Source organism: Rhodanobacter sp. A1T4 (assembly GCF_014207185.1).
Lineage (GTDB): Bacteria > Pseudomonadota > Gammaproteobacteria > Xanthomonadales > Rhodanobacteraceae > Rhodanobacter.
Window position 1 is genome coordinate 91,941 of the sequence record NZ_JACHCP010000005.1, and the last position, 17,364, is coordinate 109,304.

General features: G+C 61.0%; 17 protein-coding genes. 6 read left to right on the forward strand and 11 right to left on the reverse strand.

From position 1 onward, the window contains the following. Nucleotides 1-5 precede the first annotated feature (5 nt). From flgJ to HDE80_RS11420, 10 genes are all read right to left on the reverse strand, one after another. Complete coding sequence (gene flgJ, locus HDE80_RS11375; protein WP_184670931.1) at nt 6-962, reverse strand: flagellar assembly peptidoglycan hydrolase FlgJ; 957 nt, start codon at nt 960-962, stop codon at nt 6-8. Next, nucleotides 963-2,096: a flagellar basal body P-ring protein FlgI gene (locus HDE80_RS11380; protein ID WP_184670932.1), complete on the reverse strand. Its 1,134-nt coding sequence runs from the start codon at nt 2,094-2,096 to the stop codon at nt 963-965. Next, on the reverse strand, nt 2,096-2,806 hold the full coding sequence (flgH, locus tag HDE80_RS11385; RefSeq protein ID WP_255483712.1) for a flagellar basal body L-ring protein FlgH: 711 nt from the start codon (nt 2,804-2,806) through the stop codon (nt 2,096-2,098). Before flgH ends, HDE80_RS11380 begins: the two co-directional genes overlap by 1 nt. Nucleotides 2,807-2,936: 130 nt before the next feature. After that, the gene (gene flgG / locus HDE80_RS11390; protein WP_184670934.1) at nt 2,937-3,722 is read right to left on the reverse strand and encodes a flagellar basal-body rod protein FlgG; all 786 of its coding nucleotides are present in this window, start codon (nt 3,720-3,722) and stop codon (nt 2,937-2,939) included. Between the two features lie 36 nt (nt 3,723-3,758). Further along, nucleotides 3,759-4,499 carry a flagellar basal-body rod protein FlgF gene (gene flgF, locus HDE80_RS11395; protein WP_184670936.1) on the reverse strand — a complete coding sequence of 247 codons (741 nt, stop codon included), beginning with the start codon at nt 4,497-4,499 and terminating at the stop codon, nt 3,759-3,761. A 9-nt stretch (nt 4,500-4,508) separates the two neighbouring features. After that, entirely contained in the window at nt 4,509-5,732 is a 1,224-nt protein-coding gene (gene flgE, locus HDE80_RS11400; protein WP_184670938.1) for a flagellar hook protein FlgE, read from the reverse strand. A 58-nt stretch (nt 5,733-5,790) separates the two neighbouring features. Beyond that, on the reverse strand, nt 5,791-6,486 hold the full coding sequence (locus HDE80_RS11405; protein ID WP_345776443.1) for a flagellar hook capping FlgD N-terminal domain-containing protein: 696 nt from the start codon (nt 6,484-6,486) through the stop codon (nt 5,791-5,793). A 16-nt stretch (nt 6,487-6,502) separates the two neighbouring features. Next, on the reverse strand, nt 6,503-6,934 hold the full coding sequence (gene flgC / locus HDE80_RS11410; RefSeq protein WP_184670940.1) for a flagellar basal body rod protein FlgC: 432 nt from the start codon (nt 6,932-6,934) through the stop codon (nt 6,503-6,505). After that, nucleotides 6,934-7,335 (reverse strand): flagellar basal body rod protein FlgB, encoded by a 402-nt coding sequence (gene flgB, locus HDE80_RS11415; RefSeq protein WP_184670942.1) that lies wholly within the window; start codon nt 7,333-7,335, stop codon nt 6,934-6,936. Before flgB ends, flgC begins: the two co-directional genes overlap by 1 nt. Before the next feature lie 189 nt (nt 7,336-7,524). Then, on the reverse strand, nt 7,525-8,454 hold the full coding sequence (locus tag HDE80_RS11420) for a chemotaxis protein (RefSeq protein WP_184670943.1): 930 nt from the start codon (nt 8,452-8,454) through the stop codon (nt 7,525-7,527). A gap of 272 nt (nt 8,455-8,726) precedes the next feature. On the opposite strand from HDE80_RS11420, the gene HDE80_RS11425 reads away from it, so the two are divergent. The 5 genes from HDE80_RS11425 (at nt 8,727) to HDE80_RS11445 (ending at nt 12,995) form a co-directional block, all read left to right on the forward strand. Beyond that, a complete protein-coding gene (locus HDE80_RS11425; RefSeq protein ID WP_184670945.1) occupies nt 8,727-10,037 on the forward strand; it encodes a methyl-accepting chemotaxis protein in 1,311 nt (436 codons plus the stop codon). 38 nt (nt 10,038-10,075) lie between these two features. After that, nucleotides 10,076-10,732 carry a flagellar basal body P-ring formation chaperone FlgA gene (flgA, locus tag HDE80_RS11430; protein ID WP_255483713.1) on the forward strand — a complete coding sequence of 219 codons (657 nt, stop codon included), beginning with the start codon at nt 10,076-10,078 and terminating at the stop codon, nt 10,730-10,732. 108 nt (nt 10,733-10,840) lie between these two features. Further along, on the forward strand, nt 10,841-11,155 hold the full coding sequence (gene flgM / locus HDE80_RS11435) for a flagellar biosynthesis anti-sigma factor FlgM (protein WP_184600147.1): 315 nt from the start codon (nt 10,841-10,843) through the stop codon (nt 11,153-11,155). Continuing rightward, entirely contained in the window at nt 11,152-11,598 is a 447-nt protein-coding gene (locus tag HDE80_RS11440; RefSeq protein ID WP_184670949.1) for a flagellar protein FlgN, read from the forward strand. Before flgM ends, HDE80_RS11440 begins: the two co-directional genes overlap by 4 nt. A gap of 113 nt (nt 11,599-11,711) precedes the next feature. Then, nucleotides 11,712-12,995: an HDOD domain-containing protein gene (locus HDE80_RS11445; protein ID WP_184670950.1), complete on the forward strand. Its 1,284-nt coding sequence runs from the start codon at nt 11,712-11,714 to the stop codon at nt 12,993-12,995. A 79-nt stretch (nt 12,996-13,074) separates the two neighbouring features. Here HDE80_RS11445 and HDE80_RS11450 read toward each other — a convergent pair whose 3' ends face one another. Then, on the reverse strand, nt 13,075-14,097 hold the full coding sequence (locus tag HDE80_RS11450) for an HDOD domain-containing protein (protein WP_184670952.1): 1,023 nt from the start codon (nt 14,095-14,097) through the stop codon (nt 13,075-13,077). A gap of 757 nt (nt 14,098-14,854) precedes the next feature. Between HDE80_RS11450 and HDE80_RS11455 the strand changes: the two genes are divergently transcribed. After that, a complete protein-coding gene (locus HDE80_RS11455) occupies nt 14,855-17,338 on the forward strand; it encodes a TonB-dependent receptor (RefSeq protein ID WP_184670954.1) in 2,484 nt (827 codons plus the stop codon). The last annotated feature ends 26 nt before the right edge of the window (nt 17,339-17,364 follow it).

Here is a 17,364-nt window from a genome sequence, read left to right on the forward strand (position 1 = left end):
TGTGCTCAGGGTGTCGGCACCGCTGTCACTTTCTTGAGCGCATCCAGCGCCTGACGCATCATCGAGCTGTTGGCGATCGTCGCCACTTTCCCGGCGTAATTCGGATCGGTGGCATAACCGCCCTGGATAAGCGCCTGTGCGTAGCCGAGTACGTCGTCGCCGTGGCCGCGCGCCTGCGCATAGCGCGGGTCGCCGATGATCAGGTCGGCGAAGTCGGCCAGCGAGTCGGCGGTGGAACGATAAGCGCGGAACTGCGCTTGCTTGCGCACGGCAATGCCGCCTTCGTATTCCACCGTCGGCACGTTCACGCGCGAACCACCCCAGCTGCCGCCGGCCTTGATACCGAACAGGTTGAAGCTGCTCGTGCCATCCGGATGCGTTGGCATGTGCTTGCCCCATTGCGTTTCGAGCGCCGCCTGCGCCAGCACCGTGCGCAGCGACAGGCCAAGTTCTTTCGCAACCACGCTGGCCTGCGGCGCGAGCTGACGTACAAATTCCTCGGCATCGGCCGGCAGCCACGCGGCGATGGCGTGGCCAGCCGAGCGCGTAGCGTCCTCGATGCGATGCAGACGATCGCGCCAACCGTCCGCCATGCCGGTGGCATGCGGGTTGGTCGCGTTGGCGCCGGTCGTTTCCTGTGGGCTGTCGTGCTTGCCGAGCTGACGCATCAACATGTCGGCGATACCCAGCCCCTTGCCGTGCTGCGAAAGATTCAACGACAGCTGCTGATCGAACATGTCGCGCCATTGATCGCCTGCCTGGCTATCAAACTCCGGGTCGCCGAAGCTGGCATCGCGCATCGACTTCAGCATCATTTCGGTGAACATCGATTCGAATTGCTTGGCGACCGCCGGCAAGGTCGAGCCGCTGTCGGTCTCTGCCTGATGACGCAGCGCGCTAAACCCGGACAGATCCGTCCAGGTGCTAAGGCTCTGCGAAGCGGCGTCGCCGACGATGGCCATTCAGATCACCACCAAGTCCGCATGCAGTGCGCCAGCCTGCTTCAGCGCCTCCAGAATCGAAATCAGATCCGTCGGCGTGGCGCCGACCTGATTCACGGCGCGTACGATGGAATCCAGGCTCACGCCGGGCCCGAACTTGAACATGTGACCGCCGTCCTGGTTGATCGACACATTGCTGTTGGGCACTACGGTGGTCTGTCCTTTACTAAAAGGCGCCGGCTGGCTGACCTGCGGCTGTTCGCTGATCGTGACCTGGATCGAACCGTGCGCGACAGCCGCCGCCGTGACGCGCACATCCGAACCGATCACCACCGTGCCGGTACGCGAGTTGACGACGACGCGCGCTGGCGCATCGCCCGTCTGCACATCGAGCGACTCGATGGCGCCGAGCCACGCGACTTTTTCGCTCGGGTCGACCGGACCCCGTACCGACACCGAACCGCCATCGAGCGCGCGCGCCGTGCCACCGCCATAGAGCCGATTGATGGCGTCGGCGATATGACCGGCCGTCGTGTAGTCGGCGGTATCGAGGTTCAGCACCAGATCGCCGCCGCCGCTGAACGAAGACGACACGGCGCGCTCGACCGAGGCGCCGTTTGGAATGCGGCCGCTGGCGGAAATGTTGATCTGCACGCTGGAACCGCTTTTACCCGTTGCGCTGACGCCACCGACCACGACGCTGCCCTGCGCCACCGCATAGACATTGCCGTCTGCGCCGCGCAGCGGCGACATCAGCAGCTCGCCGCCGCGAATGCTCTTGGCATTGCCGATCGAGGCAACCGTCACATCGATGACTTCACCGGGCTTGGCGAAAGGCGGAAGCTCGGCGGTAATCGTTACGGCGGCCGTGTTTTTCAGCTGCGGTTGCGTCCCCGTGGCCGGCACCGACACGCCGAACTGCTTGAGCATGTTTTCCAGGCTTTGCGTGGTGAACGGCGCCTGCGTGGTCTGGTCGCCGGTGCCGTCCAGACCCACCACCAGGCCATAGCCGACCAGCTGATTGCTGCGCACGCCGGCAACCTGCACGAGATCGCGAATCTTGTCCGCACTCGCCGTCGGCGCAAAACCCACCGCGGTGACGATCACGGCAACGATGCCAACGATCGAGAGAGGTTTGCGCGATCGCGTATTCATCAGAAGGGCATCCACTTGGAGTTGAAGAACTTCGCCAGCCAGCCTTGCGTATTGGCGCTATCAAGCGTGCCGCGACCGGCATAAGTGATGTGCGCGTCGGCCACGCGTGTGGAGTCGACCGAGTTGTCCTGGCCGATATCCTGCGCGCGCACGATGCCGGAAATCCGGATCAGCTCCTGACCCTGATTGATGGTCAGCCACTTCTCTCCGCGTACCAACAAGTTGCTGTTGGAAAGACGCTGCGCCACCGTGACGGTGAGCTGACCATTCAACTGATTGCTCTGCGTGCTGCTGCCCGCGCCGTCGAAGCTGTTGGCGGTCGTGAGCGCCGAGTTCGCGGCGGCACCGCCGCCGACGCTGAGTGAATGACCGAGAATTTCCGGAGCAGCCGCGTTGACCTTGTCGCTCTTGCTGGTGGTGGTTTCGGATTTCTTGCTCGCCTGCATCGCTTCGACCAGGTTTATGGTCAGGATGTCACCGATGCGATGCGCCCGTGCATCGTTGAACAACTCCATGTTCTGCATGTCGTGATAGATCGAGCCATTGGCCTGGGGCTGCACCGCCGGCTCGACCGGAGCGGTCGCCGCCCACTCGGCATCCTCCTGCTTCTGGCGATCTTGCACGGCGGCGCAACCGGCAAGCGCGACCCATAGCAGCGAGACCACTACGGTACGCATGGCGAAGGAAAGGGATGAGGAACGAGCGGCCATAGCGCAAGGCCACGGACTCGCGGCACTTGATCGGGATCGTGTCCGCGCTGCTCGCCGTTCGCCGGTTGATAAGTCGGCGGCACTCGTTGACTGCACCGCCATAGCATGCTTTTTCATCACGTCCCCGCGATCAGGTCTTGTTGATGACGAACTGCAACATGTCGTCCACGGCGCTGATCGATTTGGAATTCATCTCGTAGGTGCGCTGGGCTTCGATCATGTTGACCATTTCGGCCACCACGTTGGTATTGGACGATTCGAGCGAACCCTGTGCCACCGTGCCCATGCCGTTGACGCCTGGCTGGCCGGTTTGGGCGGTGCCGCTCGATTCGGTTTCGAGGTAAAGGTTCTGCCCCATGGCCTGCAGGCCGGCCGGGTTGACGAAGTTGGCCAACTGCAACACACCGAGCGTCGTCGGCGCGGTCGAGCCGTTGCTGGTGGCGCTGACGGTGCCGTCGGTACCGATGGTGACGCTGTTGACGTTGGCCGGCAGCGTAATCGCAGGCACCATCGGATAACCGTCTGCGGTGACGATCTGGCCGGTGGCATCTTCATGCAGCGAACCGTCTCGCGTGTAGGCGACCGTGCCGTCGGGCAGGCTCACTTGCAGAAAACCGTTGCCCTGGATCGCCACGTCCAGCGAGTTGCCGGTCTGCGTGACCGCGCCCTGGGTAAACAGTTTTTCGCTGCCGACGACCTTTACGCCGGTGCCGAGCAACAAGCCCGACGGCGACTGCGTCTGCTCGGTGGTCTGGCCGCCGGGCTGCCCTTCGTTCTGGTACATCAGATCCTGAAACGAGGCACGCGAGGTTTTGAAGCCGGTCGTGCTCGCGTTCGCCAGGTTGTTGGAAATGACGTCCATCTGCGTCTGCTGCGCATCCAGCCCGGTCTTGGCAATCCACAGTGAGGAAAACATCGCTTACTCCAAGTTCATGAAGATTGTCGTGCCGACTTAGTTGGTCTGCAGCAGTTTGGTGCTGTCGTCCGCATCGTCTTCGGCGGTCTTGATCGAGCGCACCTGCATTTCGTACTGGCGCGACAGAGAAATCATTTTCACCAGCTCGGACGATGTATTGACGTTGCTGGCTTCCAGCGCACCGGAGGTCACCGTCACGGTGCTGTCGGCATCGGCCTGGCTGCCATCGTTGTTACGCATCAGGCCATCGGCGCCTTCGGTCATCTGCGAGGGATCGGGATTGACCAACTTCAGCTGACCTACCGCGGCAATCGTGTCGGGGCTTTGACCCATCGGCACCGTGGAGATCGTGCCGTCGCTGCCGACGCTGATGCTGGAGCTGTCCGGAATCGTGATCGGACCTGCCGAACCCATCACCGGGTTGCCACGACTATCGGTGAGGCTGCCGTCGGCACCGATCTGCAAATTGCCGGCGCGCGTATAGGCCTCGCTGCCGTCGGCCGCCTGCACCGCAATCCAGCCCGGACCGTTCACGGCGACGTCGAGCGGCCGACCGGTGCTCTGGATCGAACCCTGCGAGTTGTCTTCACCGACGCCCTGCGCCACGGCATTGATGCGGGTATTCGCACCTTGTCCGAGTACGGGGAGGCTTTGAAACGCGCTGAGCTCGCCTTTGAAACCGACGGTGGATGCGTTGGCCAGATTGTGGCTGACGGCATCCTGCGCACGCATCGTCTGCGTGGCACCGGTCATGGCAATGTAAACGGAACGATCCATGGCAGGCGATTAGCGGTCGACTGCCTGGAACAGCGTCTGCGACAACGAATTGACCGTGCCGAGCATCTGCGAATTGGCCTCGTAGTTCTGCTGTGCCTGAATCATGTCGACCAGCTGGGCCGTGGTGTCGGAAGTATTGGAGGTTTCCAGCTCGCCTTGTTCGATGTTGCCGAACTGACCGGTGGCAGCCGAACCCAAGATCGGCGATCCGGACGTCGTGGTCGCCACCCAGCTCGTATTGCCGACCTGGCTGAGGCCCTGCAGATCGGAGAAGTTGGCTACCGCGACCTGACCCAGCTGCGTGGTCTGGTTATTGGAGTAATACGCCGTGACGATACCGCTATTGTCGATCTGTACGTTTGACAGAATGCCGGCCTCGTAGCCGTTCTGCGCGACCGTACCGGTGGAATAAGCCGTACCGAACTGGGTGGTGCCGGCGAGGTTGACCGACATCGTGGTGGGGAATGTCGCACCATTGGTCGGCTGGGTCGGCGTGAAGACCAGTGAGCCATTGGCCGGCGTGGTCAGCGTGCCGGAGGTATTGAACGCCAGCGCCTGCGTGCCGGCACTCTGTCCGTCGATATAAAGACTGGCGTTCCACGTGTTGTTGCCGGTCTTGGCATAGTAGATCGTCGCCGCGTGAGAGCCGCCCTGCGAGTCGTACACGGTCAGCGCGGTGGAGTTGTTGTAGCTGTTCGCATCGGTCGGACTGATGGGGGTGTCGACCGGCACCGTGGCGCCGGACGGCAGATTGGAGTTGACCGTGATCGTACTTGTCGGTGTCGCCGCGCTTTGCGCCGTATTCAACTGCAGGTTGGTCAGCGTACTGGTGTTGAAACCGCCCGCGCCATTGGGCGGATAAACCTGCAGGTTGGCGCCCTCCGCCGTGGTGACGTAACCATTGGCGTTTTCCTGGAACGCGCCGTTGCGCGTGTACTGGTTGCCGCTGCCGTTGTTGACGACGAAGAACCCGTTGCCACTGATCGCCAGATCAAGGCTGCCGTTGGTGGTTTCCAGATCGCCCTGCGAAAACTGCTGCGCCACGTCGGTGAGTTCCGCGCCGCTGCCAACCGCCGTCGAACTGAGGTTAAGGCCGGTGACGGCGTAGACCTCGGCGAATTCAGCACGCGATCCCTTGAAGCCAACCGTGCCTGCGTTGGCGATGTTATTGGAAATGACGTTCAACTCGGACTGGGCCGCGTTGATGCCACTAAGCGCCTGATTGAGAGCCATGCTGTATCCCCTTGTGCCTGATAAAGGTGAATGTGTTTCGTTGCTTGAAGTGCAACGATCAGTTGATCTGGGCGACCTGGCTTAGCGGCACACCGCCGACACCCGCCACTTGCAAATAAGTGCCCGTGCTGGAGCCGCCATAGCCGACCCCGGTTACGGAGCCAGCGGCGTAAGTGCTGAGCGCGGCGCTGTTGCCGCCGTTGTTGGCGCTGATGCTGTACGTACCGCTCGCGACGGTCTGGCCGTTATTGTTCGTACCATCCCAACTGAACGCCGACAGGCCGGCCTGCTGCGTGCCTAGATCGAGCGTCTTGATGGTATTGCCGCTGGAATCTTTGATCGACACCACGACATCGCCCGCCGTCGGCACATTCACGCCGCCACTGACAGCGCTACCGCTGTAAGCCAGTGCGTCAGAGGGCACGAGCACCTGGCGTCCAACCAGATTGGCCGAGCTCAGCACCTGCGAAGTCTGGATGCCGCTGCTGACATTGCTGCTCAAACTCTGCAGATTGGTGTCGATATCCTGCTGGGTGGAAAGCTGACTGAACTGCGCCAGCTCCGACGCAAACTGCGAGTTGTCCATCGGCTGCGTCGGATCCTGCGACTGCAGCTGTGTGGTCATCAACTTTAGAAAATCAGCCTGCGTCATCGTCGAACCCGTCGGCGTACTGGTGACGGTGCTGCCGGTGAGGCTCAGGCCTGAGGCCGAGTACGAGTAACTGCTGGTTGAACTGCTGAGTATGGCGGACACGGGATACTCCTTCGGATTAGCTGCCGAGACCAATGGTCTTGATCATCAGCTGCTTGGTGGTATTCATGACTTCGACGTTGTTCTGGTACGAACGCGATGCGGAGATCATGTTCACCAGTTCATCGACCGGATTGACGTTGCTGCCGTACACATAGCCGCTCTCGTCGGCCATCGGATTGCCCGGCTCATAGTGCGATTCCACCGGTTGCTGGCTTTCGGTCACGCCAACCATGCGAACGCCGTTGGTGCCTTCGCCGCTGTCCTGCGACATACCGCCTGGCTCGGCCGTGCCGGTCGGCGCGAACAAAAGCTCTTTCGCGCGGTACGCCGAGTCAGGGCTGTTGCTGACGCTGTCGGCGTTGGCCAGGTTGCTGGCGACGGTGTTGAGGCGCAGCGACTGCGCAGCCATGCCGGAACCGGCGGTATCGAAAATCTTCATGAGCGACATCAGCTGGCACCTCCGGTGATGGCCAGGCGCAGCGTCTGAATGGTCGCGTTGATGAAGCTCAGACTGGCCTGATAATGGACGGTGTTCGAGGCGAATGCGGATTGTTCGACCTGGGCATCGACGGTGTTGCCATCCATGCTCGGCTGCATCGGTACGCGATACTTGAGGTCGTCGGTGCTGGTACTGGTCGCATCGATCTGCCCTGCCGTCGGCGTGCTCATCGCAAGCTGACTGGATTCGCCACCGACCTGCTGCAGCGCGGCGCGAAAATCCACGTCGCGCGCCTGATAGCCGGGCGTGTCCGCATTGGCCAGATTGGAGGCAATGACTTCGGATCGACGCTGCCAGAGGGCGAGCGCCGGGGCATTCAGTCCAAACACGCTGTCAGTGGTGATGGTCATGGGCAAACTCCCTACGGCAATGTCCGCCTGAGAGTCGAGAGCAAATTGCATGCCACCACAGCGCAACGCGACAGATTGCGGATTCAAGGCTGATAAAACGCGCTCAGCCGGGCGCCTCACCCCATTGGGTGACGTTATATCGGCGTCTCAGGACGAAATCCCGACGCGGCTAGACCTGAAAAACCGACGTCAATTTGTTGACGTTGGCAATAGTTCCAATACGGTCTGGGCAAGCAAATCCGGCTGAAATTTCGCAATGAACCGATCCGCACCTACTTCACGCACGATCGATTCGTTGAACACGCCACTCAACGAGCTGTGCAACACCACTTTGATCCGACGCAATGCGGGGGACTCGCGAATCGCACGCGTCAGCGCATAGCCGTCCATGCATGGCATCTCGATATCCGAGACCACCAGATTCACCCCTCCCTCGGCCGGCCCGTTGGCCAGCTCGAGTAGGCGATCAAGCCCCTCGCGACCGTTCTTTGCCACGACGCAATCGATGTGCATCTGTTTGAAAACGCTCACCAGGCGCTGACGCGCCACGAGTGAATCGTCCACTACCAATATCCGGCGCGGGTTTATCGCCTGCTGCTCGGCGGCCTGTTGCAAACGCGTGGATACCTCGACCGCCGAGCCATCGATACTGACCAGCACCTGTTCCACATCGATAACCGCCATCAGCTGGCCATCGATACGCGTCACCGCGCTAACCCGGCTGCCGAAACCCAGCGCACCGGACGGCGCTTCCAGTGATTCGCCCGTGCAATGCACGATGCGCTGGAAATCGGCCACCAGGAAACCCTGCACCGAGCGACTGAATTCGGTCACCACGAGATGGGCTGAATCCATCGCGGTCAACGGTGGATAGCCCATCGCCGCGCCAAGATCGATCACCGGGATTGTCTTGCCTCGATAGTCACAACTGCCGGCGAGCAAGGCGTGTACACCGGGCATGCGTTCCAGCGGTGGCTTGCGCAACACCTCACGCACCTTGAACACATTGATACCGAACAGCTGGGCATCGCCGAGACGAAACAGCAACATCGCCACCCGATTGTGTCCGGCCAGCCGAGTGTGGCTTTCCACGCTTTCCAACAAGGGTGCAGCGGCCATGCTTGTTCCTCGATACGGTAGCCACTGCAAGCGCGACTCATTGCATGGTATCGGCCACGTCACGCACGGACTTGAGCGCATCGATCGCGCCCATCAATGACCAGACCTCGGTATCCAAAGGTATCGGCGCATGCCGTCGATCATGGTGATGTCGATCCTGATGCCCCGATGTCGATTCGCCATCCTTTTGGCGATGGCATGTGCCTTGCTTGCTCAAGTTTATGCACTTCCAGACGATCTCTGGGTGACGACCTTTAGGAATTGCCTTGCTTATGAGCCTGATCCGCAGCCAGCATCTGGCCGCCCTGACGCAAGCTGCACTCGCCGGAAACGAGGCGCAGCTCGCCGCACTGAGCCACCAGCATCCCGCCGCCGCCAACGCGCTGGCGCCGCTGCTGGCGCGACTGGCGCCGCGTCCGCCGGCCTCCGTCGCGCTGCAATCGCTGGAGCAGCAGAGCCTGGTATTGACCCACGCGCAGGCACTCAATCGCGAACAGGCCTCGCTGGAGCAATCCGCGGGCGAATGCCGCGATGGCGTCGGCCGCTTGACGGATGGCAGTGCCGGGATCTCGACTGCCTTGCAGCAGGTGCAGAGCAGTCTCGATGCGGCCAGCGTGGCCGGCGAGCAGAGTCAGGCCACCGTAAGCGAATTGAACGGCCAGTTACGCCTGCTGCGCAGCGCATTGTCCGCAATGAACCACAACCAGGGCCATCTGGCCAAGCAGGTTGCCCAGATTCGCGCCCTGACCACCAGCGTGCAGGAGATCGCCCATCAGACCAATCTGGTGGCACTGAATGCCGCGATCGAAGCGGCGCGCGCCGGCGAAGCAGGTCGCGGCTTCGCGGTAGTCGCCGACGAGGTCAAGCAACTGGCCGAAAAAACGGCGCTGGCCACAGCCGAAATCGAAACCGTGACCGGCTCCATCGGCGAATTCTCGCTGCACATGGACGGTGACGTGCAGCTGGGACTGCAGCGGCTCGAACGCGCGCAGAGCAGCATCGGCATCGCGGAAGCCTCGTTGAATCAGGGCCACGACGCGTTACAAGGTACCGGCGGACGATTGCGCACGCTGCGCGAGAATCAAGACGGCCTGCAGGTACGCGCCACCACTATTCAAGCGTCGCTCGGCGCACTGCAACGCCGCGCCAACGAGGCGCGACGCCATGGCGAAGGGCTCAATCGCGCGGCCGTGCTGGCGCATCGGCTGTGCCTGAGCTGGCTGGAGAGCGAGAGCGGCAATGACATCGCCAGCCTCAGCCTGACCATACGTGAATCCGTGCAGGGTCTGCGCCACGGCATGGAGCTGGCGCTACAGGAACCAACCGCGCTGGACCGTCGCTGGTTCGATACGGATGCACTTCAGCGCAGCCTGGATCGACTCGCGGCACGCCACGATGGTCATCCGACCAGCCAGACCTTGCGTGAATCCGCCGCGCGCCTACATGAGCAAGGCAATGCCTTTCTCGAACTACTGGGCAGCGGCCAGCTCGATCAGGCGGCGCAGATGTCTGGCAAATTCGAAAGCGCGCGCGAGGCCATCAACGCCCAGCTCGCCACCATGCTGGCCGACAATCACCCATGAAGCGGCCAACGCTCATCGCCTTGTTGCTGGCTCCTGCTATGGCAACGAGCTTTTCGGCAAACGCGTCGGATATCGCGACCGATGTGCGCGCCGTCGCGGAACAGACAGTGCGCACGCAATACGCCCAAGCCGGTGGGCGGGTGGTGATCGTGCCGGAACAGCTCAACTCGCGCCTGCGTCTCGCTGCCTGTCCGCAAGCCTTGCAGGCGCGCCTGCCCGCGGGCCAGCAGCTCAGTTCGCGCGTCGCCGTATCCGTGAGCTGCCCCACCAGCGCAGGCTGGACGATCCGGGTCCCGATCCAGCTGCAGATCTATCGCCAGGTGCTTGTCACTACGCGCCCGCTGGCCCGCGGCGACAGCGTCGGGCTAGGCGATGTGCATAGCGAGGAGCGCGACATCACGCGACTTGGCTACGGCTACGTCGACAACTTGGATCAGGTCGCCGGCCGTTCGCTGGCGCGGCCCTTGAGCCCGGGCACCGTGCTCCAGCCGGGCCAGCTCAATGGACGTGAGATGGTGCGGGCCGGCGATCAGGTCGAACTGATCGCTCAGCTCGATGGCATCGAAGTGCGCACCACCGGTCAAGCCCTGGACGGCGGCGACACCGGGACGCGCCTGCGTGTACGTAATGGGCATTCGGGGCAGATCGTGCCCGGCATCGTGCTGGCAGCGGGCGAAGTGAAGGCATTACCTTGACGTCTGATTAAAAGCATACTTAAGCAGCAGTGGTGACCTTAAAGTTTCAGATGGACATGCCGATAAGCCCACTACAGGGGCTCAACGCACAAGAGAATCCTAGGACCTATGAACACGACCATTTCGCCCAACGGATTGCCTGCGCTACCGCAGACAAAGACCAACCAAGGCAGCGCCGGCAGTCAGACCAGCACGACCAGCGCCAGCGGTTCGGCTTCGCCGCAGGCCGACGACAGCGTCAAGCTGACCGACTCGGCGCGCGCGCTGCATCAGGCTAGCAGCGTGAATGCGCAAAGCCCGGTGGATACGGCCAAAGTCGAGCAGATCCGCAAGTCGCTCGCCGACGGCAATTATCGCGTCGACGCCAGCAATATCGCCGATCGTCTCACCTCGATCGAAAGCCAGATCAACGGCACGTCATGATCGCGCCGTTGCAGGCCGAACTCGACGACGCACTGCGCGCCATCGTGGACGACATGAGTGCGGCCACGACGCAGCTGATCCTCGTTCTGGACGAGGAGCGCGAAGCGCTCAACCGTGCCGACGCCAATGCACTCAACCGCGCCGGCGAGGCCAAACAGATGCTGATGCGCCGACTCGAGCAGCTCGATGCCGAGCGGCTGCACATGAGTTCTTCCTCGGCGCACGCCACGCAAGCGGCTCAACCGGCTTGGAGCGAGCTGCTCAAGACGTTGACCAATTGCAGGGACAAGAATCAACGCAACGGCGCGCTGGTCGGCCAGCGGCTTTCCCAGGTACGCCGGGCACTTTCCGTGTTGACGGGAAATGACAATGAAAGCAGCGTCTACAGTCACAGCGGAATGCTTCAGGCCGGACATCGTTCCCTGCCTCTGGCCGAAGCCTGATTGATAAAGCGCTGTTTTGATAAGCGCCGTTTCAGTCGTGCGATGGCGGCGCCTTTTGTTCTCTGCGATCACCTGCAACGGCGACGCACTTGCCCGATCCTGACGAAAGATCAATGAGCTCAACTTTAGCCAGAACCATGTCCAGTCACGACGACACCGGCGCGCTGATCCCCGATCTGCCCTTGCCGATCGTGCGCAGCCCCATGCTGGATAGCCGCGGTCAACTGGTTGCCTACGAGTTGCTGTTCCATCGCGACGAACTGGGACCAGATGCCGAAGCGACGCTGATGCGGCGCCTGCTCGCCACCATCACCGATGGCGTGATGACTCGGCTGGTGCGTGGCAATCGCGCTTTCCTTCGTTTGTCGCGCGATCTGCTGATGGAGCAGACCGATGTGCTGGCGCACCATCCACGTCTGGGCATCATCGTCGACCCGACCAGCATCAGCGACGCAGCATTGGTGCCACGCCTGCAGCAACTTGCCCAGCGCGGTTGCGCACTGCTGCTGGACCTGAGCGAGCTGGATGCCAACACTGACGAACCTTACGGCAATCTGGAACCGCTGCTGGCCATGGCCACCCACGTGCGACTGGATGCCGGCGCGCTCGATGCACGCACGCTGGCGATGCGCAGCACGGAACTCCATGCGCGCGGGCTGGACGTGATTGCCGGCTTCGTGGATGACTACGAAATCTACAGTCGCTGCCAGCATCTGCCCGTGCAGGCCATACAGGGGCGTTACCTGCTTCTGCCCGAACAATTCGAGGTGCCGGTCCTCACTGCCAGTCGGGTGAGTCTGCTGCGGTTGATGAATGCGCTGCAGGAAAACAATCCCGGCCCGGTGGAGCTTGGCGAGATCATCCGTGACGATGCGGTGCTGAGCTACAAGCTTCTCGGCTGCGTCAACTCAGCTTATTTTGCGTTACCGCGACAGCTCAAATCCATCCAGCAGGCGGCGATCTTTTTTGGCGTGGCGCGTATGCGCAACTGGATCTACACCATGATGCTGGGTGGCATGGACGATCGGCCGCCCGAACTGCTGCGCGCCGCGTTGATCCGCGCCCATATGTGCGAAAAGCTGGCGCAGGACATGCCTGTAAAATATCAGGACATGGCATTCATGGCCGGACTGCTGTCGCTGCTGGACACGCTGATGTGTGCACCGATGGAGTTTGTATTGAGCCATCTGCCACTCGCGCCCGAAATCCACGAGGCGCTGGTGGAAGATCGCGGCCCTTTTGCTGCCCCGCTGCGACAGATCTACATCTGGGAAGCGGGTGAGCTTGGTGCCACCGACGTGCAGCCGCAGGACATCGAACGGATGTCGGCGATTTATCTCGAATCGACCGAATGGGCTGATCAGGTTTACAACTTCGCCAACCGGCAAGCCTACTGATAATTCGGCAATCGCCCGATACCTTGTGAGGATTGGCGCGCCAGCACGGCGATGAACGATCGGTCACGCATCGATCCGCTCAATGGATTTTTCTATCCGGTGGCCCGAAGCTGCGCCGCAGATCCTGTCGGGCACGATCGACCAGCAACACTGGCAGACCATCGACACGATCCTTGGTCAGCGGTGTGGCGCGCTCCACTCGGTGATTTTCGGCCAGCAGCTGAACCATCGCCAGCTGATCGCCGGCCAGCAGCGCCTTGCCAAGCACCGTGATCGGCGGCTTGCTGCGTGCATCCATGCGCTCGCGCAAGGCGTCAATGACGTTGGGTGGCAACTCCCAGTGTTGTGCCGCTCGCAATGTCAGGTGATTCCCCATCTTCGCGATGCTGGTCAGAAAGCTCCTGCTGAAGACACCAATCGTCGGCCATACCTCCTGATCGAGCACGCGGATCATCGCGCCGACACCGGCATTGCAGACGATGCCGGCCAAGTACGCTTCGAACGGATCACTCTGGCCTTTGGCCAGAAACATGCCAGCGTGCGCGCACTGCTCGGCGTGATCCCACAAACGCTGCCCGGCAGCATGACCAAGCATGCCGGCGCTGCCCTGCAAGATCGGCTTCATCACATGCTGCGTCACCATCCTGCGCAGACCGTCATGGCCGAGCAGCACCACGGCATGCTGCAAACTCGCGATCGGCTTGAGCGTGCGGTAATGCGCACTCTTGGTCACGCGCATGACTTCACCGACGAGCACGGGATCGCGACCGATCAAGCGGGCTACCTTGGTGCCGTCAGCCTCATCACTCTTGAGCAGACGCAAAAGCTGCGGCAGTATCGCTGGCAGACGCGGCAAGCTGCCAATATCGAAGCGATCGGCACCGCACACTTCATCGAGTCGCTTGAGCATGGCCACTTCAGGCAGACGCATGTCGACGACAGTCGAGTCAGGCATGCCAAGCACCAGGCGATAAAAGCGGTCTTCGATTTCGGTACTGTCGAGCACCGGAACATCCTGGATCGTCGACAGATCGGTAGCGGACGCGAAAGCGCCGACTGTTGTGATAGCCGCGACTGATCCAGCCACTGGCACATCACGCATAAACCATCGCTTCCAGATTTTCCCCATGTCTTCTCACGCTCCGCCGCCGGCTTTTTCTCAATCCCGACGGCGCGTCACGTCTCTCCACAGCAGCGGGATACCGCCGCAATGATCGTTTACTCGCCGCCTTGACCGTGTCAGGTCAGGGATGTGTCGACAGACTGTCTTGTTCAACGGCCGAGGCTGCGAATACTTGAGATCGTCAGGTGATTCACCCTGCGCGCGAACAGCCCAAAAATTCGCACCATGCAGCAGGCAACCTCCTAGTCTGTTGCGACAATGATATCCCGGTATCTGGATGCAGCTCTCTGGATGCTGCCAGCACTCGCCAAAGATAGACGGCTTCGAAGAGGGCTCACTGTCCAAAAGGTGAAATCACGGCGACATGGACCGACCGCATTCCACCGTTTGGAATGGTTCTTTCCGCAATTGGCCATTTTGGTCCCCATACTGGATTCAGTGACGCGCGCATAGTTCGCTGCAAGGCAATCCTTTCGTGAGTTCAGCTGGGCTTGGCGGTGCTGACAACGGGTGGCGAGTGGGGATCGAATCGGCCCAAACCGTCCTCACTTCAACCCGCCTGAAGTGAATCACTATTGGAAACGGGGCTGGCGTCGTTACGTGCCGTTCGGGAAAGGTATCGCACCGGCCACGAAGACGCCGCCAATGCGAAATGATTCGCACGCTGAAACAGTGGCGTTGCTCCGATTGGAAATCGCCGTTGGGGTCATCACGAGATCGTCGAGGGGTGTTAAAGATGTCGATTCGTCAAAGAAAACTTGCCGTTTGTCTGCGCGGCATCCTGGGCAACAGTGTCGCGTTTTCGCTGCTGCTGAGCGCAGGCGCGATGGCGCAGACGCAGCCCGCTCCCGACGCACCAACCCCAGTGAAAGCGGCGAAGGTAACGCCCAGCACAGCCGCGACGGACGACAAGGCGGCAACCAATCTTGGCAACGTTACGGTGACCGCGCAGAGCCGTACACAGGCAGTGCAGGACGTGCCGATTGCCATGCAGATCGTGACTCAGGCACAGATCGATACACTCGCCGCGACCGATCTTTCCAAAATGAACGGTTACATTCCCGGCCTGTTTGTCGATGGCTCGCAGCCGACCCAACCTGTTTACACGCTGCGCGGCATCAGTGTCACGGATTTTGGTATCGGTACGGATTCCCCTATCGGCATTTACGAAGACGGGGTCTACACCGGCAAGACCGGCGGTGCGCTACTCACCTTCGACGATATTGAGCGCGTCGAAGTGCTGAAGGGACCCCAAGGCACGCTGTTCGGACGCAATAGTGCGGCGGGTGCCATTTCCGTGGTGACCGTTGCCCCGGAAGATGACTGGGAAGAACAGGCGCACGTGCGTCTGGGAGACTACGGCACACGTTATATCGACGCCGTGTTGAATGCCCCGATCACGCCTGACGCCGCTTATCGCTTCAGTTTTGTCGACAACCAAAGTGACGGCTGGTTGCGCGATGCAGCGACGGGCCAGCACTACAACAAGAATGACGACTGGGGTATGCGCAACCAACTGCGCTGGAACTTCCCCGGAGATACCGTGGTACGAGTCGCCTGGGAGCACGAACATTTGAACCAGCCGGCGCGCCCGGCGATCGGGCTGGTCCCTGTTCCGTCTGCTCCGGAAGTGCTGCCGTTTCCGGCCAATCCGCAAACCTATCTGAACCCCATTACGGCGCCGGTTTACAACGACGTCGCCAACAGTAATGAAAAGCGTAACTTCGATGGCGTGACGCTGTCTGTCGACCATCCATTCTCGTTCGGTGATCTGAGTTCGATCACAGCTTATCGGCATTTTTCCACGTCGAATCTTGAGGACAGCGACGGCACCAACCAGCCGTACCTTTATCTTGCCACCGACAATATCGAGCAGAACACCAGTTGGTCGCAGGAATTCAAGTTGTCCGGCAAGAACGATCTGCTCGACTGGGTCGCGGGCACGAGCTACTACCATGACAATGCACGGCAAGACAATCAGATCGATGTGCTCACGAACAGCATCGATACGATTTTGAACAATACCGGGGTCGCACCGGGCGGCCTGTATGGACCCATAAGCAGCGCACTTGCCTCGGCAGGGTTAGGGTCGCTGTCGTTGCTCAATGACCCGTGGCAGGAAGACATGTTCAATCATGCGCGCTCGCAGGCCTATGCCTTGTATGGCGACCTGATCTGGCATTTGACCGATCGTCTGGATTTGACGACGGGCCTGCGCTTCACCCGCGACGAAAAGGCGTTCAGCTGGTACAACCCCGAACGCGTCGCACCGCAGCTCGATGCCACCCTGGCCAAGCTGCAGGCGCTCGGCATCTTCAATATCCCCGGTGTGCCACCGATCCAGACCTTTCAGCAGAACATCGAGTTCAACAGCCCGGCGGCAACGAGTGCGCCATATAGCATCAGTCGCAGTTGGAACGACTTCAGTCCGCGCGTCGTGCTCGATTACAAATGGACTCCCAACGTGATGCTGTACGGCTCCGTAGCCAAGGGCTACGAGGCCGGCGGCTTCAATGCGGAAGAGGTAGGCTCGGTGTACCAGCCGGAAGAAGTCTGGAACTACGAATTCGGCATCAAGAGCTACTTTCCGGAATATCGGCTGCTGTTCGATGCGTCGACGTACTACTACCGCTACTCCAACCTGCAATCGCTCAGCCTGATTTCCAATGGCGACGGCGCGTTACCGATATACGAAGTCACCACCAGTGACCAGGTGGCAAAAGGAGTCGATCTCGAGGCACATTGGCAAGCGACAACAGCGTTGCGACTGAACCTTACTGCCAGCTATATCAATGCGACCTACCAACACTACGTGGATCCGGAAGGCGGCAGTCTTGCAGGACAGCCCGTCGGTGAACCGCTGTGGACGATTGCCGCGGGCATGGAATACGTTTGGCACAATGTCGCCAACGGCGATCTGAATTTCACCCTGCAAGAAGCCCATCGCGGGAAAACCCGCTGCAACGACGATTCGGTAGCGCAAGGTCAATGTTTGACCACGCCTGCCTTCACCCTTGGCGTGGCCCAGAATCGCACCGATCTGCACTTGGGATGGTCTTCGCCGCATTCGCCTTGGAGCGTCGGGCTCTTCGTCAACAACGTGTTCAACAAACAGTACGTGCAGAGCATCAACAATATCAGCACAAGCATTCTGGGAACGCCGTTTGCCTACATCACGCCGCCACGCATGTGGGGTGTAGAGATGGGCATGAGCTTCTGACTGTTGATGCGAGCTTGCGAAACGGG